Source organism: Dialister sp., from assembly GCF_047832375.1.
In the GTDB taxonomy this organism is placed as follows: Bacteria; Bacillota; Negativicutes; order Veillonellales; family Dialisteraceae; genus Dialister.
In genome coordinates, this window is the sequence record NZ_CP181256.1 from 1288364 (window position 1) to 1314501 (window position 26138).

The 26138-nt window shown below is 50.6% G+C and carries 19 protein-coding genes; 7 read left to right on the top strand and 12 right to left on the bottom strand.

Features of this window, described 5'->3' with window-relative positions; translation table 11 throughout:
- The 4 genes from yqeK to ACFWUL_RS05210 all read left to right on the top strand — a co-directional run bounded on the left by yqeK (position 1) and on the right by ACFWUL_RS05210 (position 3513).
- Complete coding sequence (gene yqeK / locus ACFWUL_RS05195) at positions 1 to 585, top strand: bis(5'-nucleosyl)-tetraphosphatase (symmetrical) YqeK (protein WP_416177999.1); 585 nt, start codon at positions 1 to 3, stop codon at positions 583 to 585.
- Positions 572 to 1453: an LCP family protein gene (locus tag ACFWUL_RS05200; protein ID WP_416178000.1), complete on the top strand. Its 882-nt coding sequence runs from the start codon at positions 572 to 574 to the stop codon at positions 1451 to 1453. Before yqeK ends, ACFWUL_RS05200 begins: the two co-directional genes overlap by 14 nt.
- A gap of 829 nt (positions 1454 to 2282) precedes the next feature.
- A complete protein-coding gene (gene rsfS, locus ACFWUL_RS05205) occupies positions 2283 to 2639 on the top strand; it encodes a ribosome silencing factor (protein ID WP_297022653.1) in 357 nt (118 codons plus the stop codon).
- Positions 2632 to 3513 (top strand): S1 RNA-binding domain-containing protein, encoded by an 882-nt coding sequence (locus tag ACFWUL_RS05210; protein ID WP_416178001.1) that lies wholly within the window; start codon positions 2632 to 2634, stop codon positions 3511 to 3513. The genes rsfS and ACFWUL_RS05210 overlap by 8 nt, the downstream gene beginning before the upstream one ends.
- 668 nt (positions 3514 to 4181) lie before the next feature.
- Here the strand turns inward: ACFWUL_RS05210 and lexA are convergent.
- Positions 4182 to 4814 (bottom strand): transcriptional repressor LexA, encoded by a 633-nt coding sequence (lexA, locus tag ACFWUL_RS05215; protein WP_416178002.1) that lies wholly within the window; start codon positions 4812 to 4814, stop codon positions 4182 to 4184.
- 336 nt (positions 4815 to 5150) lie between these two features.
- On the opposite strand from lexA, the gene ACFWUL_RS05220 reads away from it, so the two are divergent.
- Positions 5151 to 5411 (top strand): LysM peptidoglycan-binding domain-containing protein, encoded by a 261-nt coding sequence (locus tag ACFWUL_RS05220; RefSeq protein ID WP_297022645.1) that lies wholly within the window; start codon positions 5151 to 5153, stop codon positions 5409 to 5411.
- A 643-nt stretch (positions 5412 to 6054) separates the two neighbouring features.
- Here ACFWUL_RS05220 and ACFWUL_RS05225 read toward each other — a convergent pair.
- The 4 genes from ACFWUL_RS05225 to ACFWUL_RS05240 all read right to left on the bottom strand — a co-directional run bounded on the left by ACFWUL_RS05225 (position 6055) and on the right by ACFWUL_RS05240 (position 11514).
- Positions 6055 to 7353, bottom strand: a complete 1299-nt coding sequence (locus ACFWUL_RS05225; protein WP_416178003.1) for an IS4 family transposase — start codon at positions 7351 to 7353, stop codon at positions 6055 to 6057.
- 107 nt (positions 7354 to 7460) lie between these two features.
- Positions 7461 to 8216, bottom strand: coding sequence for an ATP-binding protein (locus ACFWUL_RS05230; protein WP_273185728.1), 756 nt, complete (start codon positions 8214 to 8216; stop codon positions 7461 to 7463).
- Positions 8213 to 9790 (bottom strand): IS21 family transposase, encoded by a 1578-nt coding sequence (gene istA / locus ACFWUL_RS05235; RefSeq protein WP_416178004.1) that lies wholly within the window; start codon positions 9788 to 9790, stop codon positions 8213 to 8215. The genes ACFWUL_RS05230 and istA overlap by 4 nt, the downstream gene beginning before the upstream one ends.
- 752 nt (positions 9791 to 10542) lie before the next feature.
- On the bottom strand, positions 10543 to 11514 hold the full coding sequence (locus tag ACFWUL_RS05240) for a site-specific integrase (protein ID WP_416178005.1): 972 nt from the start codon (positions 11512 to 11514) through the stop codon (positions 10543 to 10545).
- Positions 11515 to 11879: 365 nt separating this feature from the next.
- Here ACFWUL_RS05240 and ACFWUL_RS05245 point away from each other — a divergent pair, with 365 nt between their 5' ends.
- Together ACFWUL_RS05245 and ACFWUL_RS05250 are read left to right on the top strand one after the other, a co-directional pair.
- Positions 11880 to 13022 (top strand): LPD23 domain-containing protein, encoded by a 1143-nt coding sequence (locus ACFWUL_RS05245; protein WP_416178006.1) that lies wholly within the window; start codon positions 11880 to 11882, stop codon positions 13020 to 13022.
- Between the two features lie 157 nt (positions 13023 to 13179).
- Entirely contained in the window at positions 13180 to 13311 is a 132-nt protein-coding gene (locus tag ACFWUL_RS05250; protein ID WP_366461198.1) for an LPD23 domain-containing protein, read from the top strand.
- 1523 nt (positions 13312 to 14834) lie between these two features.
- Here ACFWUL_RS05250 and ACFWUL_RS05255 read toward each other — a convergent pair.
- From ACFWUL_RS05255 to ACFWUL_RS05285, 7 genes are all read right to left on the bottom strand, one after another.
- On the bottom strand, positions 14835 to 16121 hold the full coding sequence (locus tag ACFWUL_RS05255; RefSeq protein WP_416178007.1) for an amidohydrolase: 1287 nt from the start codon (positions 16119 to 16121) through the stop codon (positions 14835 to 14837).
- A gap of 11 nt (positions 16122 to 16132) precedes the next feature.
- Positions 16133 to 17377, bottom strand: coding sequence for an adenosylhomocysteinase (locus ACFWUL_RS05260; protein WP_416178008.1), 1245 nt, complete (start codon positions 17375 to 17377; stop codon positions 16133 to 16135).
- Positions 17374 to 18432: an S-methyl-5-thioribose-1-phosphate isomerase gene (mtnA, locus tag ACFWUL_RS05265; protein WP_416178009.1), complete on the bottom strand. Its 1059-nt coding sequence runs from the start codon at positions 18430 to 18432 to the stop codon at positions 17374 to 17376. The genes ACFWUL_RS05260 and mtnA overlap by 4 nt, the downstream gene beginning before the upstream one ends.
- On the bottom strand, positions 18429 to 19226 hold the full coding sequence (gene mtnP, locus ACFWUL_RS05270) for an S-methyl-5'-thioadenosine phosphorylase (RefSeq protein WP_416178010.1): 798 nt from the start codon (positions 19224 to 19226) through the stop codon (positions 18429 to 18431). The genes mtnA and mtnP overlap by 4 nt, the downstream gene beginning before the upstream one ends.
- Positions 19223 to 20095, bottom strand: a complete 873-nt coding sequence (locus ACFWUL_RS05275; protein WP_416178011.1) for an Hsp33 family molecular chaperone HslO — start codon at positions 20093 to 20095, stop codon at positions 19223 to 19225. The genes mtnP and ACFWUL_RS05275 overlap by 4 nt, the downstream gene beginning before the upstream one ends.
- Positions 20096 to 20314: 219 nt before the next feature.
- Positions 20315 to 21808, bottom strand: a complete 1494-nt coding sequence (locus ACFWUL_RS05280) for an ISLre2 family transposase (RefSeq protein WP_416176748.1) — start codon at positions 21806 to 21808, stop codon at positions 20315 to 20317.
- A gap of 993 nt (positions 21809 to 22801) precedes the next feature.
- A complete protein-coding gene (locus tag ACFWUL_RS05285) occupies positions 22802 to 26137 on the bottom strand; it encodes a DEAD/DEAH box helicase family protein (RefSeq protein ID WP_416178012.1) in 3336 nt (1111 codons plus the stop codon).
- Position 26138: the final 1 nt, after the last annotated feature.

The window sequence follows — 26138 nt, forward strand, 5'->3', positions numbered from 1 at the left end:
ATGAAACTGGAAGATATACAAAAAGATTTGAAAAAGATTTTGTCCCCCAAGCGGTTCCACCATTCCGAAGGGGTGGCGGACATGGGGAAGCACCTGGCGGAAAAGTACGGGGCAGACCCGAAGAAGGCCTATGTGGCAGGCTGGGTCCATGACTGCGCCAAGGAGCTCTCCCTTTCGGAAATGCAGGACATCGTGAAGGGCGCCGGCCTTTCCTGCGATGATTACTTCCTTTCAAGCCGGGCCCTCCTCCATGGGCCGGCAGGCAGCGTGCTGGCGGAGACGAAGTATGGCATCGACGACCCTGAAATCAAAGGAGCCATTTACTACCACACCACCGGCCGGAAGGACATGACCCTCCTGGAAAAGATCATATTCCTGGCGGACTACATCGAACCTTCCCGGGATTTCCCGGGGGTGGAAAAGCTCCGTAAACTGGCGGAAAAAGACCTGGATGAAGCCATGCTGGCGGCCTACGATTCCACCATATCCCACCTCATGGACCAGAAAGCCTACATTTATGACCTCACCTTTATCGGCAGGAATGATTTGATACTGAAACACGAGAAAGCCCATGAAACAAAATAAAAAGGGAAAAATCAAAACAGGAAAGCTGGCCCTTTTCCTTCTTATCGTGGCGGCAGTCCTCGTGATCCTTGGCATGGCCATCGGAAAAGGGGTCACCTACGTGATGGGGAAGAACGGCAGCTCCGGATCTCCCATTTCCTACTACCTTTTCATCGGCACCGACAAGAACTGGGGCAACGAGGCCGACGCCCTGCTCCTCACCGCCTGGAACAGCAGGGACAAGGAAGTGACATTCATTTCCATCCCGCCGAATACAAAGCTCTCCCGGCAGGAAAAGAAGAACCAGCTCATCAGGACCACCTTCAGCGAAGGGGGAGCGGAAGAAACAAAGAGTGCCGTGGAAAACCTGCTTCACCTCCGGGTGGATGGATATGGGGTCATCGACTTTTCGGATTTCGAGAAATACATGGATAAAATCGGCGGCGTAGACATGTACGTGGAAAAGAACATGGAACATGCAGACGGCAGCGGTAATCCGGATATAGAGATCCGCCAGGGCTACCAGGACCTCAATGGAGAAAAAGCCCTGGGCTATGTGCGGTACCTGGACGGAAAGAACGGAGAAATCGACCGCATCCAGCGGCAGGAACGGATGATGAAAACCCTGGTCACCGCTCTTCATAACCATTTCCCCCTGTACAGCTATATCTTTACCCACCATATCTGGAACCCCTCGGAAACGGATATTCCCGCCGGAGAAGCGGCCCAGCTGGCCTACACCTTCACCGGCTACCCGGAAGACAGCTTCCACTACGTCATCCTTCCCGGCGAAACCCAGATTATCAATAAAGTCCCCACCTGGGTAGTGAACCCTGCAGAACTCCAGAAAGCGGTGGCACTGACTATCGGGTCGGATAATGAGAAATAATTGACAGATCGAGATTGAGGGGATTGGGCCTTGAGCCTTCAGCCTTGAGCATTGAGCTGCTCAGCGGCAAAGCCGCATCCATCCTGCGACTTTGCCGCGGCCCTTCTCCAAGGGCCTGCATGGGTGTGGGATAGCTCATTTGGAATGAATAATTCGCTCTGGTGACTCTATTCGTCAACCCGTGCCCCCTTAGAGAAGGGGGCAGCCCAAAGGGCGGGGGATGGATCCGCCTCGAAGAGGCGGGTTCTGCGAAGCAGATAATGCTGGTTGATTGGCTCTTCATATACAGCTGTTAACGATTACGGCAATCCATCCTGCGCCTTTGGCGCGGCCCTTCTCCAAGGGCCTGCATGGGTGTGGGATAGCTCATTTGGAATGAATAATTCGCTCTGGTGACTCTATTCGTCAACCCGTGCCCCCTTGGAGAAGGGGGCAGCCCGAAGGGCGGGGGATGGATCCGCTTCGAAGAAGCGGGTTCTGCGAAGCAGGTAATGCCGGTTGACTGGCTCTTCATATACAGCTGTTAACGATTACGGCAATCCATCCTGCGGCTCTGCCGCGGCCCTTCTCCAAGGGCCTGCATGGGTACGGGGTGTTATCATAGAAAGCGGTTTGCCATTTCCATGATTTTTCATCAGGCTGATATCCGAAAAATCGGTAAGCTGATAGTTGATAGCGGTAAGCAATATAAATATGCGCCGCCTATAGTTCTGACGCGGCGCACCACCACTCCTCACTCCTCACTCCTCACTCCTCACTCCTCACTCCTAACTTATTTACGAACATCATTTTTCATTACTATATATTTTTATTTCAAGGAGACTATTCTATGGAAAAAACGATTGAAACCATCTGCAAAGCTTTATCTTCAAAGAAGGCCGTACTCATCCGTGCGCTGAACGTACGGGGTCTCACCAGTATTGCTGATGACTTTGTCCTCGCCACCACCCGGAATAAGAAACAGGCCCAGGCTGCAGCGGACGAAGTGGAAGAAAAACTGGGAGACCTTGGCATCCATGCGCTCCGTGTGGAAGGCTACCGGGAAGGAGACTGGATTCTCCTGGACTTCGGCGATGTGATTGTCCATATCTTCACCGATGAAGAAAGACGGCGCTATGACTTTGATTCTCTCTGGAAAGAAGCGCCGGTAGAGGAATACCATGAAACAGGAGAGGACAATGAATAAAGAGGGGAATGAGGGCCTGGGCCCCATGAAACTGAAAGAAAATTCCCTGGCCACCCTTACGGTGAAACGGATTGCTTCCTTCGGCGCCTTCCTGGACGCCGGCACAGGCAATGATTCCGATGATATTCTCCTCCATAACGGGCAGCAGGTGCATCCGGTAAAAGTGGGAGATCAGGTGGACGTATTCCTGTACCATGATCCCCATCACCGTCTCACTGCCAGCATGCGGCTGCCCCAGATTTCCGTAGGCGGTATCGGCTATGCGCCGGTGATGCTCACCACCCGGTTCGGCGCCTTCGTGGATGTAGGAACGGAACGGGGCATTTTCCTGCCCTTCTCCCAAATGGAAGAACGGGTGTCCGAAGGCCAGTCTATCTGGGTCAAGCTCTACGTGGATAAGACCGGCCGCCTGGCGGTAACCATGAAGGTGGAAGAAGACATCCGCCGTATCGCCCTGCCGGCAAAGGATATTAAAGTGGGGGACACCATTAAAGGCACCGTATACAACAAGACCGGAGAAGGCATCTTCATCATCACCAGGGACCGGAATATCGCCTTCCTCCACAGGGATGAAGTGACAAAGCCCATCCCCATGGGGTCTGAAGTAGAAGGCCGGGTCACCTATATCCGGAAGGACGGCCACGTAAATATCTCCCTCCGTCCCCAGAAAGAAAAATCCATGGAAGGGGACATGAAATTGCTCCTGGACTACATGGACCGCCACAACGGCAGCCTTCCCTTTACGGACAAATCGGATCCCACCCTCATCAAATCATCCCTCGGCATCAGCAAAGCCGCCTTCAAGCGGGCCGTAGGACACCTCCTGAAGACCGGCATGATTACCATGGATGAGGGGAAGATCAGGAGAACGTAAGTAAGATCGGGGTCGAGGTGGAAAGCGGCGGAGCCGCAGATGGATTCCTGATGGCTCTGCACACATAACGTGTAAATGACTATGCACAAGGCTCCTTCCTTGGGAAGGAGCTGCCCACGGGGCTGAGGTTAGCTGTAGGAAACTGACGGGAATGGTCCAATAGGCCTGATCAGTTTGGGGAACATCCAATGATTAACCGCCGTTTTGCGGCAGCTTTCAATTTTGTCTCTGTACGTCACTCGTCATCTCGAGCGGTGGCAAGCGCCGCTATGACTGCAATGCCAAAAATCGCTAAAGCTACGAAGAGTCGAGAGATCTCTCTTGTAAATGACTCTGACGGGGTTTTCAAAGAAAGAGTTGAGGTGCAGCCTACGGGGCTGGGGTCAGCTGAGGGGAAGTGATGGAAGCGCCGCAGGCGGTCGAGCTTTCCTGGCCGCTAATAGCTGGCAGCTGGAAGCCTCCATCCGTTCGCACTCCCCTCAGCCATCCGTCACCCGCCCCAAAGGGGCTGATCCGCTCAATGCTCAAGGCTGAAGGCTCAAAGCTCCTGCCCGTTTATCCGTACATTCATCTACACTTATTCACACCAACTGGTCAAACGTAAAAAAACGCCATATCCATGAACGACTTTCATGGGTATGGCGTTTTACTATGCCAATTGCCAAATATCAGAAGTGGCGGTACAGTCCAATGACCTTGCCCCGGATGGTGACATCCTTGGAAATGATGGGCTTATAGGCCGGATTTTCCGGCTGCAGGCGGATATGGTCTGCTTCCTTATAGAACCGTTTTACCGTGGCGTCATCGCTGCCTACGAGGGCCACCACGATATCTCCGTCCTGGGCGTGGTCCTGCTCAGAGACGATGAGGTAGTCGCCTTCCTGGATGCCTGCATTGATCATGCTGTCGCCCCGAACCACGAGGATAAAGCAGTTGTTATCACTGCCCACCATTTCAGCGGGGAGGGGGAACACCGATTCCACATGTTCATCAGCCACCAGGGGTTCACCGGCACGGACAGCGCCCACCATGGGCATGGGAATCATTTTCTTATGGCGCCAGGACATATCATCCACCACTTCGATGGCCCGGGAGCTGGCGGGGTCCCTCTTAATGACACCCATTTCCTCCAGACGGGCCAGGTAACCATGGACCGTAGAAGTGGACCGGAGGTTCACGGCGCTACAGATTTCACGGACCGTAGGGGGATATCCATCTTCATAAATCTTTTTGCGGATAAAGTCGAGAATGCTCTGTTCCCGGCTTGTCAGTTCCTTGTTATTTGCCTTTCTTCTAGCCATGTTCGTCCCTTCCTTATTGAATCAAGAATCATAGAATCTTTAGCTTCTCTATTTCTATTTTTAAAGTCATAAATCTATATTTATTATACAGGATAGGGACGGTGAAATCAAACAGAAGTTCATGGAATAAATGATTCATTTTGCCTATTCCGGAACAGCAAACATCTGAGTGCAGATTAAAAAAGTTTAATTCCTCGTTCTATTGTACGAAACTTTGTTTTGTACTACTATATACATAGAAACGATGTTCTGCGAATGAAAGTTTTGCAAAATAACGTTCCTGCAAATAAAAGTTTGATTGACCCATGCAGTTGTTCAGGAAAAGGGGGAGCTGCCATGAAAAAGATTATATACCTGTTTATTGGTCTGGTTCTATTCTGCGGTTGGGGCGTCAATGCCTCCATGGCCGGAGATGCTGTGCAGTATGAGACGGTGACGGTGGAAGAAAACGATACGCTCTGGGACATCGCTGCCCGACGCACGGACAATACAAAGGATATCCGGAAGGTCATCTATGATATCCAGCAGTTCAACCATATCAATAACCCCGGAGAGCTGGTACCGGGCATGACCATCAAGGTGCCGGTGAATCGCTGATATATTAACGCTGAAATACGAACGCCCATTCTTCTGATGAGAAATATCGTCAAAAGAATGGGCGTTCAGCTTTTGTGTAAGCGAGACAGTGAAGGAGTGGGAAAGTGGATTGGTGAGTTAGTGGGTTAGGAGGTAAGAGAAATGGGTTGAATAGGTTGAATGGGTTGTACGGAGCCTTCATATTTGTGAGATTGGAAGATTCTGTATCCGGTGGGAGCCTGGTTAGCTTGGAAAGGTTGGTCAGGCCGGTCAGGATACATCACAATTTTTCAAATGTTGAACGCCTGTTCTTTTAATCCAAAACCCTGTGAAAAGAATGAATGTTCTTTTTTGCTTTCTTGTGAATCTATAGACCATCTTATCCCGCCTCTTCGAGGCGGATCCATCCCCCGCCCTTTGGGCTGCCCCCTTCTCTAAGCAATGCTATTAAGTTAAGAGAAAAACGAGCAAAATATGTCTTTTAGGGATGCAATATTATTGTGAACTTGCCATAAATTCTCCATTTTTGCTTTGCCTAAACAACCATTTTTACATCAGTTATTTTTACAAGTTAGATTTTTGCATGCGAAAAGAACCGAAAATTGCGGATTTTTTTCGGATTTATCCGTGATAATAGCTTGGGTATCTTAGTTGACAATATTCCTTAGAATCCGGTAGGTTTTCCCTCGAAGGCATGGACCTTCTTTTCAATTCTTCCACGGTCGTAATGCCTGTTGTGAATGATAGCTACTTTGTAGGCCTCGAGTCGCTTAGTCAAATTGAAAGAATTCGCCTGCTCTTCCGTACAGAATAAATAGTGCAGGCAGGGCAGGACTCCTGCTTTGAAATTAACCTTGTACCGGTACTTGTGGTGTGCATCAATTTCCTGAATAGGAATATGGTTTATGATGGCTGCAACACAGTTATACAACGTAAGTGCCGCATACAGTTCCATTTCCTGATAGAGCAGGAACTTGGAGTGAAATACGATGGCTCCTACTCCATATTTCAAATGGCGGAAAGCTGTTTCAACCTGCCAGCGCTTTCTGTAAATACATCCAATCTCCGAGGCAGAAAATGACCGGATATCCAGGTTGGTAAGGTAATACTGGACATCCCCACTTGGCGAAACCGAGGACACGATGCGGATTCTCAGCATCATATCTGTCTCAGGCCGGAACTTTTCACTGGATTCCTTATGATAGATTCCTTTGGCACTGCGCCTTACATGGACATTGATTGTTATTTCTTTGTTGGTGATGCCATCCGGGAGATTAAGCCCTTTGGCTGAAAGAATGCCTGCACTCGGACCTTTTGCCCGGATGACGTATCCAAAACCCATTTGAGTAAGCAGACACAGGACCTGATAGCCTTCATAACCACGGTCACTGATGATGACCGTATCCTCGGGTTTATAGATAGGATGCTCTTGGGACAGTATTTGGGCCAGCTCCAGAAGTTCGCGCTGCTCATTGCATGACAGCTTTGGTTTAGTCGTAATTGCCAGATAGAGATGGTTTAGAACGTCATAAAAAGCATTTACATGATCCATATGGTACTGTGGCCTCCCAAATGGACTGCAGTCATCTGGAACAGGTAACACTGGAGTAGGCATGGGCGAATCTGAGCCATCGCAGGCGATAAGGAATTTGCCATGGTATCTCTTAAGCTCAAGTAACCGGTGCAGGTCCTTGAGGACATTCCTGAAAATGGTGGTAAAAACTTCCGTCGTGAGTTTCTGCCGCTGCTGAATGAACGCAGAAGGAGTTGAGTCACCAAATTCATCCATCTCAATGAAATTCTTGAAAAGGATATCTGGCAAGGTGCCGGTCTGCATCTTATACATAACTAAAAGAATACGTGCAATAGGCCATTTCCGTACCCGGGTAAAAAATCTGGGGTTAATCCCATACAACTTGGGATTGTCAATAACATGTTGAACGTGGCTCTGAATATTCCGCAACAGGTGTACCGCCTATCCGAAAAAGCGGTACCGCCTTTCCGCGGAAAGTGTACCGCTTATCCGCCAAGGTGTACCGCTTATTCTTTAGGTTATGATGTTAAAATAATTTAGTCATTTTTCGCATCGGTGCTATTCAAATATTCTCTCATATTCATTGATCCGCAATTGATGTGGTAGGCATTGTGAATGATTCTGTCCATAATCGCATCGGCCAGAACCCCATCACCGAGGCGTGGATACCATTCTGAGCTTTTGTACTGGGAACAGAAAATAGTAGAATGGGCATCGTACCTGTTTTCCAAGATTTCAAGAAGATACTGCTGCTCCACTTCCGTCGGCATCTCGAGAAGCCATTCGTCGATGATGAGGAGATCGTAGCCGGAGAACTTCTTTACAATGCTGGCCACGCTCCGTCCGACTTCGGTTCCATAATTGAACTGTTCCATAAGCTCCGGCATGCGGAAATACTTGACCCTGTACAGATGGCGGCAGGCCTCTTTCCCTAAAGCACAGGCGAGGTGGGTCTTTCCTACTCCGGTAAATCCGTTGATGATCAGATTCTTATGGCGTTCAATGTAACCGCAGCTGGCATAGCCCAGGATTTCTTCGCGGCTGAAACCTCTGCCCTGCAGGATAAGGGTGTGAACATCGGCATCAGGATAGCGAAACTTAGCAATATGCGTCAGCCTCCGGATGCGATCATCCAATTTTACTGAATAGCATTCATCGATGGCCAGTGTCAGCCTCGAATCGAAGTCCAAAGGGGCATAAGATTCCAGATCACTCTGCTGGTTCTGCAGGGCTTCTACCAGAGGTTCCATTTTCATGTTGCGGAGTTTCCGCTGTGTTTCTTCATTGATCATTTTGTCTTTCCTCCATAATAGTCTGCGCCGCGGATGTAAGCGCCTTTTTCGGAAATACTGTGTTTTCCGGTATTTTCATAACGGGCGGAATGTACGCCGTCCAGGATTTTGTCTTGATTGTTCCCCAATACAGCTTTAAGATAGTTGTAGCGGGGCGATGTTGTGTGGGCTAAAGCATACTGGCAGGCATTCTCGAAGCGGTCCTTCGGATATTTCTGACTGAGATGCAGAACGGCCAATGAAGCATTATAGCCCTGCTCTTTTATGGTTACACTGTCAAAGATCCTCCTGATGACTTCCGACGTACACGGTCCGATTTTCCCGGCCCAGGCACAGATGCGATCCTTGTCCATTTCCGGCTGGTTGAATTCATCCGGCATATCTCCCGGGCGTGTGGAATAGTGGTTGGTCATGTAGTCAGGAAATCTGATGTGGGAGGCAATACGCTGGTTTCCGCAGTAGATTTCCACAAGTTTGTCGGTGTAACGGATGTCCACGGACTGCCCGCGGTATACGTAGGGAACGGAGTACCAGTTTTTCTTAAAAGAAACGTGGAAATTGGGATATACTTTCCTTCCCAGAATAACCTCGGCGATTTCATAAGGAGCTCGTGGAAGAGCCCGGAGATATTTCTTCTCGTCCAGCCATACTTCATAGCGGCTTCCCTGCCTTTTCTGGAAGGGCTGCCGGTTGTACTTATCTGTAGCAGTTACTACATCCTTCTGCAGCTCGCCAAGAGTGAAGTAAACCTTGTTGCGAAGACGGGCGATGATAGCGGTGGCAATATTTCCAACCGTATTCTCCACGGATGCTTTCTGCTTGGGCTTCCGCACACCGGCAGGCATAATAGCAGTTGAATAATGAAGCCCAAGTGCCTCATAGGCATCGGTGAGAACCACTTCACCCTCTTTGGGATGCTTCACAACGCCGGTTTTGAGATTGTCACAGACTGTCCGCACAGGAACGCCGCCAAATGCCTCGTACATGTGAACATGGCACCGGAGCCATGTATCCATCTTCATATCCAGCGTGGCCTCCACGTAGGCATACCTGCTGTATGTGAGGCAGGAAACAAAGAGATGCACGGAAATGGTCGCGCCGGTATCACGGTCGATGATCTGCATGGTCGGCCCGCTCCAATCGACCTCGCACTGGGCTCCGGGCTTATGCTCCAGATGATTGGTCAGGTCATGGGTTGTGCAGTACCGGCCGTAATCCTCACAGAACTTGGTATGCCCTACAGCAATGTTTCCATTCTGGTGACACCTGTCACGATACTCCGTCCAGAGCAATGAAAGAGTCACACCCGGCTTCTTGAGCTCTTTATGGATGGATTCGTAATCCGGCAGCTCGTACATGTCTGAACCTTCCGGCCGGTCAGGGAAGAAGAGCTTTTGTAGTGCTGCATCATCCAGCTTGCGGATGCCCGCATAAGTGATGCCCTTCTTCCGCGCTGTTCGCAGTACGGTAGTAATCGTACTCCTCGACATGTGACGGGAGCGGGAAATCTCATCTTGAGACATTCCGCGGTCATGGAGCTCCAGGATGAGCCGGATCCTAGCAAAATTGGCCATATTAAAAGGCCTCCTTTCATAGAACAAAGGGAAATACTACGTCCCTGTTTTCATTCTATGGCAGGAAGCCATATATTAATATATTTATTAAAAGAATTTAGGAGTATTTCAGCTGGCATGTACACCAATAGTTCAAGAAGTTACCTAAAAATGGCAAGCGGTACACCTCGGCGGACAAACGGTACACCTTGGCGGACAGGCGGTACACCTACTGCGGAATACTCAGTGGCTCCTAAAAATTTTTCTGACTTGCTTTTCAAAATTGATCATAACAAATCCTCCTTGTTAACAATTGGGGTGGTTCCCTTACTAACAGGCGGAGCCTCAAATTTTTGAGGATTTGTCAAGCCTTTTTTTGATGTTTTTATATTTTTTTGTAAACCTAAGCTTTTTTTAGACACAAAAAAAGCACACGTCGTTATAACGTATGCTTGTGTAAAACGCTTAACTGAATAGCATTGCTTCTCTAAGGGGGCACGGGTTAACGAATAGAGTCACTGGAATGTAATTACCAACCTATGTGGGAAAATCCGTACCCATGCAGCCCTTAGAGAAGGGGCGCGGCAAAGCCGCAGGATGGATCTCCGTATCCATAACCGGCATAATGTAACACGAACAGACATTCTTTTCATCTTGGAATCGATTAAAAGAATGTCTGTTCTCTATTTCTTAAATCGAAAACCTGCGGCGAAGCCGCTGGGCCTCAACTCTCAACTCTCAAATCTCAACTCCATGCCGCGAAGCGGCGGATATCACTTAAATATCTTATCAATGGGGTTATTCGTGAAGAGGTCGGCCTCATTGATATAGCGCCGTACCATTTCCACGCTGCGGTGGCGGGTCTGTTTCATGATGAGCCGTTCTTCCACGCCCTTCAGGGCGGCGTAGGTGGCAAAGCCGTGGCGCAGGCTGTGGGCACCGTAGAATTCAGGGTCCAGGCCGATGGAAGCGGCGTATTTCTTCACGATGAGGTTGATGCTTTTATCACTGAGCCGCCGGGCAGAGACCTTACCGTTTTTAAGGAAACTGCGAAACAGGGGTCCCTCTGTGATTTCTGCACCGTTCATCCAGTCCTGGAGGGCGTGGATGCAGTCCATTTTCCGGTTGGAAATATAGGGAATCCCGATCTGCTGGCCTTCCGAAGCCTGGTCGGTCTTGGAGTGGCGGATGGTGATGACGATGCCCTGGGGATACTTCGTAATATCCTCCACATTGAGGCCCGAAAGCTCGCTCCTCCGGAAGGCGCCCATGAAGCCCAGAAGGAGCACCGCCTTGTCCCGGAGAGAGGGGAGAGACGTATCCATATGGGATACGATTTCCTCGATTTCCTCCCAGTACAGAGGTGTCTTGCCTTTCTGCATGGTGCCCTTAAGCCTGGTAAGGCCTATGAGGGCTTCCTTCACAATCCATGCCTTGCAGGGGTTTTCTACGTGGTCCCCGGAGGCGTTGTAGTTTTCTGAGATCGCACTGATCCGGCGCCGGATGGTGGCAGCCTTGGCATAGTCCGCCAGGTCATTGATATAGTTCACCACGGTCTCCGGCGTGGTCGGATAAGAACTGACATGGTGATACCGGCACCAGTCACAGAAATCATTCCAGTCCGACTCATAAGCGTCAATGGTATTCCTGGACTTCGTGACGGACAGGGAATTCACACTCTTGTCCGAAAGCCCGTCGCTCTGTGCATTTTTAGAGAAATCGCGAAGAAAAAAATGATTGTCCATACGTAATCAGCCGCTGTTACGTTAGACTGGCGGCTTTATCCTTTCATAATATAAATGAATCTTTTCCATATATTTATTAAACCACTGATATATACAAGCAGTCAAATGAAAGTGAAATAAATGTTCGAAAAATTGGGAAACAGAACCGCAATGGAACAGGTGAAGCAGGGATCATTGCCCCAGCGAATGACAGCCAGGGAGGACAGTGGGAAACAGCTCGCGTATCGTCCAATGAAGGATGGTACAGCGACGCCTGGAAGCAGAAAGGATCCATACCAACCCAGAGAGACATCCTGGACTATGACCATGACCAGTACCTGAAAGAACTGGAAGCCAGCGTAAAGCCGGGAGACGCCGAAGGGGAAATGGAAATCCAGAGTATCACCGAAGCCAAGAAAAGAGTTGAATCCCTGGAAAGAGTCAATGACATTATCAATGCAATGGATAAAGATGATCTCGTAGCGAGGACACTTTTAGACACCGAAACCTACGATAAAGTGTACAAGCACTATCTCGCCCAGATCCAGACGGCAGCCAAAGGCACCAAGGCTATGAACGCAGCAAAAGACAGCGCACTCATTCTGGCCAAAATCGCAGAGAATCTGAAGAAGAACTATGGAATCCCTCTTGAAAAGAGCCTGGCTGAAATCAACGGAGGAGATACGGTTGCAGATAAAACTTTAGGACAGTACATGAGCCCTGAAGATCAGCTCAAAATCGATGCGCGTTATTTTATGGATCAGGTAAATAAGGCATTGGCCGGGGGTTTAAAGTCCGAATATATTCGAGTCATGAGAACCCCTTTGGTAATGAAGCTCGTAGGAGCAAAAATTCTTCCAATAACACTTTCAGTATATAAATTGAAACTTATTTTATCTGATCATAGTGAGAGCATCAATAAAGAATTTTTTCGGCAGATTCCAGAAGCGTTAGCAGATCCGATGATGGTATTTAAAACGTATAATGGAAAAAATGGTGAAACCAGAAAGGTTTTTGTAATTGACGTAAAAGATAAGCATGGAGCCACGGTAGTTATTCCAGTAGAGCTTGATACCAAAACAGGGGAATACCATGTAAATAAAATTAACTCAATTTACGGGAAAAATGATGGTAAATCAAGAAATCCTACTTATAAGTTTTTTAAGGCGAACATAGAAAGGGGTAACGTTGAGTATGTAAACAAAAAGAAAACTGCTGCATGGTATTCATCCGAGGAGGTCTATTCCTCCATCCCGAAAGAAGCCATGAGCAGTCTTCTTAACTCTAATTTACCAAACGAAAATGACTTTGTCAAATTGAAGGAAGAAAGCCCCACATACTATCAGTATGCTGGCGAAGGAGCGTTTACAGCGAATCATGAGGCGTTAAAAGAGGCAAAGAAGATGCTGAAATCCGGAACAGCCATGTATGAGATCCGAGAGAAGACCGGATGGTTCATAAGTATGGACGGAAGATGTCGTTTCTACATTCCAGACCGCATAGATAAATTTGATACAGGGACTTATTAGATATATAAATAGAAAGAAGCTCCATGAATTTTTCGGTACAGACGAGCGCCTACTGGCTCGATCCTCCAAAAAAATCAAAGAGCTTCAATCTAGCCTCATTATAAAGAATGAAAATGATCTTGTCAAAATTAGAGAAAAGTATCCAACATACTATCAGATGGGTGGGGAACGCGCCAATACAGCACCGAAGGACAAGCTGCAGATAGCAGCATCCATGGAAGAGAATGGTAAATCCCCGGAGGAAATCTGCAAGGCCACCGGATGGATGAGAGGCCCGGATCATAAATGAAGGTTTGAAATCCCGGATAAGCTGGACAAGATTGATTTAATTCCAGCCAAAGATGGGCAGCTACATATAATAAAGGAATAAAAATACTTCAGCATTATAATCAAAGAATGTATGTACTCAAATAATGAAAATGCTTCCGGTGAAATTAATCTCGGACAGCATGCAAATCCGCCGAGAACTTCATAGGAAGCATCTTCTACAGGGATTATATATTAACCAAAAGCCTTTTGCAAGAAAGTCTGAATTAGATATTCAGATATTGAATACATTTTAGCGGATGGATGAATATACTGGCACGTTTATAGGTAGAAAGGCGAGATTTTTTCATTATAGGTTCCGATAACATTAAATTATCGGAACCTATTCATAAAGGCTTTTCCTGCCCCAGGCTCCTGTAAGGCTTCCTTTCTGTTGTATTTGGCCATAAATGGTCTGTAAGTATTATATCATAGAAGAATTGCGATTTGAGGAAAGAGAATTGAGGTCCCCACAGCGGCCAAGCCGCAATGGGTCCGGTGCATGGCTGCAGATAATAAAAAAACTGCAGGAATTTATTGATTGTGTTTGCGTATCAAATAGCGGCACTCTAGCTGCCAGAAATGCTCTATAGCCTGCGGCGCATCCATCAGCTAACCTCCGTCGCCGTCAGTGCTACCTCCTTCCCTGGGAAGGAGGCTGACGATTCGCGGCTACGCCGCAGGTGGATTCCTGAAGACTCTGTTCCTAAAACGTGTAATTGCCTCTGCAGTAGGCTCTCTTCCCCGAAGAGAGCTGCCCACGGGGCTGAGAGATGGTGATGGGTTCTGTGCACAAATCATTTAAATCGATAATGAAGAAACCCATCAGAATCCCTCTGTCTGCTGCGCAGACATCTCCCTTTGATAAAGGGAGACTATCCATCAGCGGCTGACGCCGCAAACAATCAGCCTGCGGCGCTTTCATCAGCTAACCTCCGTCGCCTGGCGGCGCCACCGCCGGGCCCTGAAAGGAAGGTGCCTTAGTGTGCAGTAAAGGCACTAACTTGGGCCCGGCTCGAGGGTCCTATGCAGGACACCTCGCCTTCCCTGGGAAGGAGGCTGCCTCTCAGTGGTTTCACCGCACGATGTGACACTACTCCTCTAACGTCATCTCGAGCGGAGGAAGAATGCTAAGTGTCTCTGCTGGTAAGAATAGCTACAGCTACGAAGAGTCGAGAGATCTTTCTGGTGAATGACTATGACGGGGTTTTCAAAGAGAATTGAGGCCCCACAGCCTGAGCCGCACTGGGTCCGGTACATTGCATATAATAAAAACCCTGCAGGTGCTCCGTACCGGATATACCGGACGAAACACCTGCAGGGTTGTTCTGAGTTTGGATAGACTCACTTGTGCAGGCCTTCCAGCTTCTGGCTGTTAGCTATGAATACCTGTAAAGCTGCTTGACCCGCCCAAGGCTGAAGGCTCAAGGCCCCGCCCGATCACACGCAAGCTTAGCCATCCCAGCACCGCAAGCGAATGCCCTCGATCTCGACCTCGGTCTCGATCTATTTTTTAGTAAACGCATACAGTTTCTCTGTGACCCTGTCCACTTCGGCGTACAGTTTTTCTGTGTCGATGGTGAGGAGTTCCTTATGTTCCATGACGGGCTTGCCGTTGATGATGACGGTGTCCACGTCCATGGAGTTGCCTGCATACACTGCCAGGGATACGCTGTCGAATCTTGGTTTCCAGTTGTATCCGCTCCGATCCACGAGGATGATATCTGCCAGGTATCCTTCCTTCAGGACACCCAGGTCATCGTAGCCCAGGCATTTGGCGCCGTCCACGGTGGCCATGTCCAGGGCTTCTTTGGCGGTGATGGCGAAGGGATCGTAGTTGGCTGCCTTGTGGATGAGGGCGGCCAGCCGCATTTCAGCGAACATATCGAGCTTGTTGTTGGAAGATGCGCCGTCGGTGCCGATGCCTACGGTGATGCCGGCTTTTCTCATCTTCGGTACCGGTGCCACGCCGGAGGCCAGTTTCAGGTTGGATGCCGGGTTGTGGGCTACGCACACATGTTTTTCTTTCATGATACGGATATCATCGTCCGTCACATGGACGCAATGGGCCGCCAGTGTGGGCCGGTCGAAGAGTCCCAGGGAGTCCATGAGGGCGATCGGCGTCTTGCCGTATTCCTTCAGGCAGTTTTCCACTTCTCCCTTTGTTTCGGACAGGTGGATATGGACGGGCATGTTGTATTTTTCTGCCACGTCCCGTACCTTTCTGATGTAGTCCGGTGGGCAGGTATAGGGTGCATGGGGTCCGATCATGACTTTGAAGCGGCCGTCCCCTGCCCCGTTCCAGTTCTTGTAGAGTTCCACGTTTTCATCGATGCCCTTCTGTCCGTTGGGTCCGATACCGGCGAGACCTCTTGCCAGGTTCCCCCGGATGCCGGCCTTGTCTGCTGCCTTGGCGCAGGAATCCATGAACATGTACATATCGCAGAAGGCGGTGGTGCCGCCGCGGATCATTTCCGCAAAGGCCAGCATGCTGCCCCAGTATACGATGTCGTCGTCCAGATGGTCTTCTGCCGGCCAGATTTTGTTCTGCAGCCAGTCCATGAGGGCCATATCATCGGCGTAGCTCCGGAAAAGGGTCATGGCCACGTGGGTATGGGTGTTTACGAGGCCCGGCATGGCCATCATGTCGTGGCCGTCGATGACTTCATCATAGTCTTCGGGTTTTGGGTTTTCCGGGAAGGATTTGATGATTTTCCCGGAAATCTCGATATTCTTGTGTTCTTCTACTTTGCCGTCCCGGCAGAGTCCTACGTTTTTAATGAGAATGGACATGGTTTCCTCCCTCAGTCAATACCCAGGTATTTCTTCTGTTCTTCGGTGAGCGTATCGATCTTGTAGCCCATGGAGGCCAGCTTGATGGAAGCCACTTTGGTGTCCAGTTCATGGGGCAGTGTATATACTTTCGCAGTCATATCCTTGCCGTGCTGCAGGAGGTAACGGGCAGCGAGACTCTGCATGGCAAAGGAGAGGTCCATGATTTCAGCCGGATGTCCGTCGCCGGCAGCCAGGTTTACCAGGCGCCCTTCAGCCATGAGGAATACGGTCTTCCCGTTGGGCAGCACGTAGCCTTCGATGTTCTTCCGGGCTTCGTACTTGCTGGTGCAGATCCGTTCCAGGTCCTTGCGGCTTACTTCGCAGTCGAAGTGGCCGGCGTTGGCGCAGATGGCGCCATCCTTCATCTTCAGGAAATGCCGTTCCGTGATGATATTGATATCTCCGGTGACGGTGAGGAAATAGTCTCCCAGCGGTGCTGCGTCATCCATGGGCATGACTTCGAAGCCATCCATCACGGCTTCGATGGCCTTGATGGGATCCACTTCGGTGACGATGACGTGGGCGCCCAGGCCTTTGGCCCGCATGGAAACGCCCTTGCCGCACCAGCCATAGCCTGCGATGACTACGGTCTTGCCGGTGACCGTGAGGTTCGTGCTGCGGATGATGCCGTCCCATGCGGACTGGCCGGTGCCGTAGCGGTTATCAAAGAGGTACTTGCAGTAGGAATCGTTTACGGCGATCATGGGAAACTGCAGTTCCTTGTTCTTTTCCAGGATCTTCAGGCGGTATACGCCGGTGGTTGTTTCTTCGGAGCCGCCGATGAGGTTCTTTCTCGCATCCACTCTCGTGGTATGGAGCAGGTGGACCAGGTCGCCGCCGTCATCGATGATGATGTCAGGCATATGGTCCAGGGCTTTGTTCAGGAACATGGTGTATTCCTCATCGGTGCAGCCATGCCATGCGTAGACGGTGACACCGTTCTTCACGAGGGCTGCGGCAATGGGATCCTGGGTGGAAAGCGGGTTGCTGCCGGTGCAGATGACGTTGGCCCCTGCTGCTTTCAGCGTGAGAGCCAGGTATGCGGTCTTTGCTTCCAGATGGATGGACATGACGATGGTCTTGCCCTTGAAGGTCTGGTCCTTAATATATTCCTCTCTCAATGCATTGAGGGCTGGCATAAATTTTGCCACCCACCGGATACGCTGTTCCCCGTTGTCCGCGAGGGAAATGTCCCGAATCATAGAATCACTCATAATTGTAAACTCCTTTCATATTTCTTTATAGCAGCATCATAGGGCGGAGTCAGTACGCCTTTCTCCGTGATGATGCCTGTTATCAGTTCATGGGGCGCCACATCAAAGGCCGGGTTCAGCACCGGTATATCCTTCGGCGCATCGTAGACGCCATGGAAGGACCGGACTTCTTCCGGGTCCCTCTCTTCGATTTTGATTTCTTTCCCTGAAGAAATGGAGAAATCAAAGGTGGAAAAAGGTGCCACGATATAGAAGGGAATGTGGTGGTACGCCGCCAGGATGGAAAGGCCATAGGTGCCGATCTTGTTGGCGCTGTCCCCGTTGGAGGCGATCCTGTCCGCCCCCACCATCACCGCATCGATGTGCTCATGGGCCATGACATAGGCCGCCATGTTATCGGAAATGAGGCGGCAGGGAATGTGATTTGCCATGAGCTCCGTCCCCGTAAGCCTTGCGCCCTGGAGAAGGGGCCTCGTCTCATCGGCATAGACGCAGTCAATCTGGCCCCGTTCATGGAGCCGGTAAATGACGCCAAAGGCGGTCCCGATGCCGCAGGTGGCGAGAGCCCCCGTGTTGCAGTGGGTCAGGATACGCAGGTGCTTTCTTCCTTCAAAGAGATGGGCCCCGTTATCAGCCATGCCATCGCAGAGGCGTTTATCCTCTTCCTCCATGGCCATGGCCTTTTCCGTCAGCACCGAAAGGGCCGATTTTTCGTCGGTATGATGGAAGAGATCTGTCATCACCTTCACTGCCCAGGACAGGTTCACCGCCGTAGGACGGGCAGCGTCCAGTTTCCTTCCCTCTTTATCGAAGAAATCGGCCAGCTCTTTCCCGGAAAGGTTCCGGGAGAGCCCCTCCTGGAGAGCCAGCACCATGCCGTAGGCCGCAGCCACGCCGATGGCCGGTGCTCCCCGCACCGCCAGGACTTTGATGGCCGCCGCTACCTGCTCACAGGTGCTGCAGCGGATATAGGTGATGGACCCGGGAAGCTTCGTCTGGTCCAGAAGGACCAGCTCCCCCGCCTCCCATCGGAGAGAATAGAGAGAGCTGCTCATAACAGATGGAATCCTCCGAAATCCTTGGCTGCATGGTGGCACTCGCAGTCCACATCGGGATCATAGGTCTTGGAAAGGATGGTAATGATTTTCTTGAAGCTTTCCAGGTTATGGTTCATGCAGTCCACCACTTCCTTATGGGACAGGGCGGTCTTGGAAATGCCGGCGGCGAAATTGGTGACCATGGAAATGGTGGAATAGCAGATTTCCGCTTCCCGGGCCAGGACGCATTCCGGCAGGTTCGTCATGCCCACCACGTCAGCCCCCCACTGGCGGTATGCCTTGATTTCCGCCGGCGTTTCAAACCGGGGACCCTCGGTGCAGATATAGGTGCCATGGGGATGGAGGGTGATGTGCTCCTCCTCCGCTGCCCTGATGATGGCCTGCCGCAGGGTTTCACAGTAGGGATGGGTCATATCCAGATGGGCCACGCCGTAGTGCTCCCCATCGTAGAAGGTGCCGATCCGGGACTTCGTCATATCGATGAACTGGTCCACCAGCACCAGCTCCCCTGCCTTGTAGTCCGGATTCAGGGAGCCCACGGCGGTGGTAGAAACCACGGCATTCACGTCCAGCATTTTCAGGGCGTAAATATTGGCGCGGTAATTGATCTTATGGGGCGGAATGGTATGGTGTACACCATGGCGGGCGAGGAAAATGATTTCCTTCTTGCCGAATTTCCCGCTTTCATAGCTTGCCCTTCCGTAGGGCGTATCAATGACCTCGGAATGGAGATCCGTCAGGATTCCCGGGTCATAGACCCCTGTACCACCGATAAAAGCCAGTTTACTCATTGCACAGTTCCTCCTTTATCTTCATTAAACCATTTGGTCAGCGTTTCCCTGGAAATTTCATATTTCTTGCCGCAGTAGTGGCAGGCGATTTCGATATGGTCATCTTCCAGGAGGCTTTCCTGCTCCTTCTTCGGCAGGCCCTGGAGGGAATGCTTGATCCGGTCTTCCCCGCAGGTGCAGCGGAAGGAAATGGGAGCATCGCTCAAAAGTACGTAATTATCCTTCTTCAGGAGCCCCGCCAGGGAGTCCTCTTTGTCCGACTCCTCGAAGACATCCCATTTCTTCTTATCGTTAAAGAGCTCATGGAAGAGCTTCTCATCCCCCTCCGGCATGAGCTGGGCAATGAAGCCTGCCATCCGGGTGATATGGCCCGCTTCATCCACCTGTCCTTCGATGCCCACGTAAGACAGGGTCTGGTCCGAAGCATTGATGTAGTCCGACACGCAGCGGGCCACATCCCCCTTCTCCAGGTCCACCGCCGACACATAGGGCAGCTTCAGGAGGGAGTACCGGGTGACGAAGAGCTTCCCCCGGCTGCTCACATAGGAAGGCTCCACCTCCGGTGAATAAGGCACAGAACCGTCATCGGGATTCTCCAGGAATCCCCGGACGTACTTTCCCTCATAGGCGTCGGCATGGATGACACCGAGAGGCGAATTGGTGACCCACTTCAGGGATACCCCCTCATGGTTCTTGAAATCCATGGCCAGTATGGCAGCCGCATTGATCACCTTCCCCATGATCACCGCAGACAGGGAGGGCAGGTGGTGAATCTCCTGCGCCTTCTTCGCTGCGTCCGTCACATCGGCAAAGGTAATGCGGATACCTTCCGTACTCAAATAATGCTGTATGCGATTCAAATGGCTCATCAGTATTCTTCCTTTCTTTCCTTCAGGATGGATCCCGGTTTCCTTACATACAGAAATTAATCAGTGATTTGCTTATGGTTTACCCATAACAAACTACTCTATTATTGTAACACTTCAGAGCCAATGATGCTTGACAATTATTGGAGGTGGTATGTGTCAAGGTTTTCTCGGTACTTTATTTGACAGTCGATGTTATCAGGTTTCCCAGCCTCTGCTTTCTCAATAAATCTGTATCGCTTTAGCAAGCTGGCCCATCGGAGTTGAAGTCGCTCCGTATACGCCTATACGGCCTTCCAGGCACCCGGGACGGTAATTCCGTGCGTTCCTGTGCCATTTAGCGTCCCTGGCGGCTTTGCGGTTCGTTTTTACGGCTGCTACGACCGCCTTATGCATCTGCCGGTCCATCTTCTTGTAGGCTTTGCCTGCAGCACAGTAAATCAGGGCTTTTTCCAAAGTGTCATTCTGGGTAGCAGTAATCAGCGTGCCTATTGAATCCATACCTATCCTGCACCAGCTGCGCCCCTGCTTTTTCAGACGGTAGCTATAGCGTCGGTGGTCGCTTTCAGCTGCCCCCAGGTGGATATCGGTTCGGATTCCGCGCTCCCGGATGCCCGGGATATAGTCGGCGTTGCGGCTCAGATAGTCTGCCAGTCTCCGTACCTGCTCGGCCTGTTCTTCTGTTTCTGCGTAGCTGGCAGCCGTATCCAGATATGGCTTCATATCTGTGATGACATTTCTGCTCTTATTCAGTTCAAGCACGAATTTATCGATGAATCCACGTGGGCAGAAGCTGAGGCGGGTCCGCACTTTCTCATTCACATGGTATCTGTCCCGGAAATGGTAATGTGTCTTGCATCCCTCGACAATATTGTCGAAGTCATCGAAATTATATCCTGCTCCGCCATCCCCGTTGGAAAGTACTGTAATCTCGCTCAGATTGTACCGGCCATGCACCCACACCTTGACGAGTTCAAACAGCCTTTTCCTATCCGTTCCAGAGAAGCAGTGGTACCCTGTCAGTCTCGAACGTTTTCCATTCTTCTCGACGCCCTCATAGACCTGGATTCGGTGAAGTTCTATGTTCTGGCCGCCTTTGGTATCGGTGACGGGGTCCGCCTGCTGCTTCATTACAATCCCATCGCCCTCAATAGCCAGCAGCCCGTCCTCCGGTACTCTCTTCTCGGCCTGCTCCATGGCTGCATCTGCTGCTTCGTATTTTCTAACCATTTGGGCGGCAGTGCGGCTGAGATTTGAAACTGTCTGATGTGAAATATCCGTCTGGGTCAGAGTTTTCACGATATGGCTCACATTACGGAACTGGGTAACCTGGGCAGCCTGGGCAATGCGCAGAATCACTCCCATGCTATAGTGACGGGAAGGCAGAAATCCAAATTTCTTATCTAATGGGTAAAATCCCTGCTTTCCGGCCATCTCCAGCCGCCTCCGCTTGTAGGTGACAGGACCAAACAGGCAGTATATGGTTCTGGAATCCCGCCGGGAAATCCGCCACCCCTGAGGCTTGTAGACCCTCTCATACAGCTCCCCATCGATCATTTCGAAGGCCGTCGCCACAAGAAGGCCAAAGAGTTCCGTGAAGAGGTGCCAGAGAACCTGCTCCATGGCCAGTGAATCCTTGGAGTCCTTGATACTCTTGAGAATTTCCTCCTGAATAAAAGGTTTGAAAAGTTCGATATTCTCTGATAAAATGCTCATTGGGAAGAGTCCTTTCTTTTGATTTGTTGCAAGGAAATTATAACATTTCCATCAAAGGGGACTCTTCCCTTTTCTATCCAGCAGGGGAGAAATCCTCTACCGAGAAACATTTTACACTAAGATTGGAGGTGCCTACGGCCAGAGGCGAGGGTTCTTGTGGCTGAGTATCTTGCGACTGGACGGGAGCTTCTAGCTGCTAGCTGTTAGCACCTAGGAAAGCTGGTCCGCCTGCGGCGAGGGGTGGCTAAGGTGGCTGAAGTGACTAAGGTGGCTGAGGGGAAAGTGGCGGCGCACAAATCAGGAAGCGCCGCCTTACTGATACACGACAGCGGCTTCGCCGCAGACCCATCAGAATCCCTCTGTCTGCTCCGCAGACATCCCCCTTTGAAAAAGGGGGACTATCCATTAGCGGCCTCGCCTCATATGGAGTTCTAAAGACTCTATCCAAATAATGTGCAACTGCCTCAGCACGAGGCCCCTTCCTTGGGAAGGGGCTGCCCACCGGGCTGGGGTTAGCTGATGGGAACTGATGGGCTCGGTCCACAGGGCCTGACCACCTGGCCACTAGATCCAGCCACTAGCTACTAATTCCCTCGATCTTAGCCGCGAAGCGGCTATCCCCATTGATCACCCACTGTGAATAAAACCGGGATCCCTGAATCGTGACCGGAAACGATACAGGGACCACCATTTCTTTTAATACTATACCGGTTGCGCATGACAGCTCATGACATTACCGGAAAATTTCCCACGCAAAAAGGAAGCCAGGAGCGATTCAAGATCTATGGCAAGCCACAGAATCAAGAGATAAAGGTTGTTAGCTGAGTTAAAGAAAGGACGTTCCTGACTTCCTTGGGTCTATTATATCACGGATTTTATGGTTCTCGTAAAAAAGGCGAAACCATATCCATTGCATAGCCACTGCATTCAAAAATCTTTAAATCAGAAAAAGTCCGGGAGCCATAATAGCTCTCCGGGCTTTTCTGCAATTATTTACTTCCCAAACCGGGCATCCACCCGTTCCTGGAGGATTCCTTGTTTTGCATCTTCCGCTGCATCTTCTTCCACGAAGTGGGGATTGTTATTCTTGAAGTGCTCATCGAATCCCATAATATAGTTGGTGGCGATGAGGTAAATGATCCGGGTCGGCGCCATGCCGTAGACCTGTTTTTCCAGGATATGGCGGATACGATCCTTCTTATCCGGGAAAAGGGACTTCATCTTTTTGCTGCGGTAGAGGCGCTTGACGATTTCCGTGATATAGAGGCCGCTCTTCATGTAAAGGTCCGCAAAGGTAGCATTGGGATCGTCGAAGCATCCGGGATTTTCCTTTTCAAGGTCATCCACCATCTTCTCTACCACCCAGCGGGGCGTAAAGATCTGATTTGTCTTCTGCGGCGGGATATAGTTGAAAATATCTTCCGTCTGCTCTTCATCGAAGTAGTTGGCCAGGGTCTCTTTTTTATGGAGGAATTCCTGCACCGAGTCATTGAAAGTCACTTCATCAAAGAGATGTCCCTTGAAAGGTACCTTTTCGCCGGTGTCCGGGTCCACCATTTCTCCCCCATCCCGAAGGAGCCGGAAATCTTCTTCCGTAATGCCGGTGACCTCTTTGAATACATCGTCCTCCGTGTAGTCATCCAGGTTCGCCAGGGTCAGGTTCTTATCTCCATAGGCCATGAGGAAACTGGGAATGGTCCGGGAGAAACCACGGAGATGGTCGCGGATTTTATCTTCGTAGTCCTTCTTCTCCTTTTCCTTCTTTTCCGTTTCCATACGGTCCACCAGTTCCTTCGGCTTATTTTGGATAATGGTGGCCGTAGTCTTTTGGATGTCCTTTGTCAGGTCCTCCAGGGCGCTCTTCATGGCGTCCCCGTAGGTCTCATCCGCCTGCTGCAGTTCCTTTTCATTCTGAGCTTCCTGCTTATGACGCTCATACTCCGCCTTGGCTATGTTGGCCTTCCGGGTATAGTCGTCCTGGATAGTGGAAATCGTATTTTCTACGTCGTGCTTGATATTCTTCTTCATCCGGTTCTGCTGGGCCTTATTCATTCCATATTCATTGGCCAGGGGGTCCAGGAGATGATTGGTGAGTGTGGTACTGATGGTTTCCTTGAAATCATCGAGCTTCTGGTGCACCTCTTCCTGTGGCGTTTCGGGCTTTGTGTTCACGATGTCCGCCATGGGCTTATCCACGTCTTCCGTCATATCGTCATAGATCTTCGGTCCGAAAACGTCGGTGGATTTCCCAATGACCACCTGGTCAGGGATGTCCACATTTCCCTCCTCATCCAGCGGCATATCCGGCTGCTCCGGCAGGTCTGTCTTTTTCGTACCGGATTCTTCCTGAGCCGGTTCCAGACGGTTGATAATATCCTGGATTGCCTTAGGAGCCCCGAAGACATTGGAAATATTGACGAAGAGAAAATTCGACATGAAGCCACGGCGCACCACTTCTTCGCATTTCAGTTTTCTTGGGATAGAGAGGACCTTCGCCGCATCCAGGGCCACCATCCGTCCTTCGCTGTCTTCGCCGAGGACCGGGAAGAAATTGAGGAGCCGCTTGATATTCTTTTTCCGGTCTTCTGTGGTTCCTTGTCCGTTTACCGTATCGGAAAGAAGGTTATTGGCAAATTCATCATAAATGATGAGGGTCCGAGCCGGGTCAAAATCGAAGACATAGGCCGTCTCCTTCTCATACCGTTTTCCTGTTTCATCCGTAAAAGTGCAGGGATTCTGGGCCCGGAAAGCGGCCTGCATGTAAGAGGATGGACTCTTCATGTTGCACAGCATGAGGACGCCGCTCCATTCCGGAATGGTGACGCCCACCGTGAGCTGTCCCACGGTGAGGGTGATGGTCTTGTCATGGGTCCTGATAGCCTCTTTCACCCGGTCATAGGCCTTGGCCAGTTTCGTATTACTTTCTTCCGTTTCTTCTGTCTTACCATCGCCGGCAGCAATGACCACTTCATAGTCTTTGAATACGGGATCTTCATGGAGCAGTTTCGCCAGTGCCTTGGCGCTGGGTACCCGGTTCAGGTACCACATGGTATGGGCCATTTCTTTGCGCAGTTCCTCTGTGGAGAAGGGATATTTATCCCCGGTGTACAGGGTGTGCAGGAACTTTTGGATTTCCTCTTCATGAATGAATTTCCCCTGTTCATTGGTGGCAAAGAATTCATTCAGGTCAAAGGCATAGTTTCCCTTATCTTCGTCAGAAAAGTCCACATCCTGCTTCAGCTTTCCTGTGAGCATGGGGGAAACCTGGTAGGTAAACATGGCCAGTCTCGGCAACCGTTCATAGGGATTGGCCGCCTCGCTTGTCCAATTGTCCTTGGCTTCCTGCTCATCGGCGTAGGACCAGTTGAAAATCTGGCTCTTGGAAAAACGGCCCTCCGCCAGCTGCTTGAAAGGCGTGCCGGAAAGATAGAGAGTATGGTCTCTCTTGATTTCCTTGAAAGCACGCTCCGTCTTTTTCGTATCCACCCCTTCCTGGGATTCATCGATGATGAGCAGGTCGAAGTGGTACTTGGTGATCCAGTCCAGCTTATCATACTTGCCGCCCAGGTATACGGAGCCCTTCATATTCTGCAGGGACTCGAAGGAAATGAAGCCATAGTCCTCATCGTCCCTGAGGCACCGGTCCATATACTCTTTCCGGGTGAGCACCCCTTCCTTCCCCTTCAGGGCATCGGAGTCGGAGACGAAAAACATGGGCGGCTTTCTCCAGCCGATGAACTTCGTGAAATCTTCGGCCCAGGAATTGGCGATGGAAGGGCGATTCGTCACCACCAGCACATGCTTGAATCCCATGTGCCGAACGAGATCATAGGCGGAGAGGGTCTTTCCAAAACGGGGCTTGCAGTTCCACAGGAACTCATCTCCCCCATCCCTGAAATAGGCAGAGGCCATATCCACCGCTTCCTGCTGCTCCTTACGGAGAGTATACTCCGCACCGGACGATGGCATTTCATACCGGCGGCTCGCAAATTCCATGAAATCCAGGAGGGAGTCTTTCCCATCGATCTGGAACCATTCGGTCCCCGGCTCCCGTTTGACCTTCTTATAGACCTCCAGATAATGGTGGAAATCCTTGTCCGTGAAATATTCTCCGGACCCGTCTTTGTACATGGCGTTATCAGACCATGCCAGCACCGGGTGGATATTGGCGGTGTGAGTCTGCTGGTGAATCCTGTCCTTCACCGTCTGCTTTGCAGTATAGCCGATCTTCGTCCAACCATCATGGTAGGAAACGCCCGGCGTATTGTAGGCATAAATCATGGGGATAATCCGCTTGAAGGGATGAATCAGTTCCGAAGCCGCTGTCATA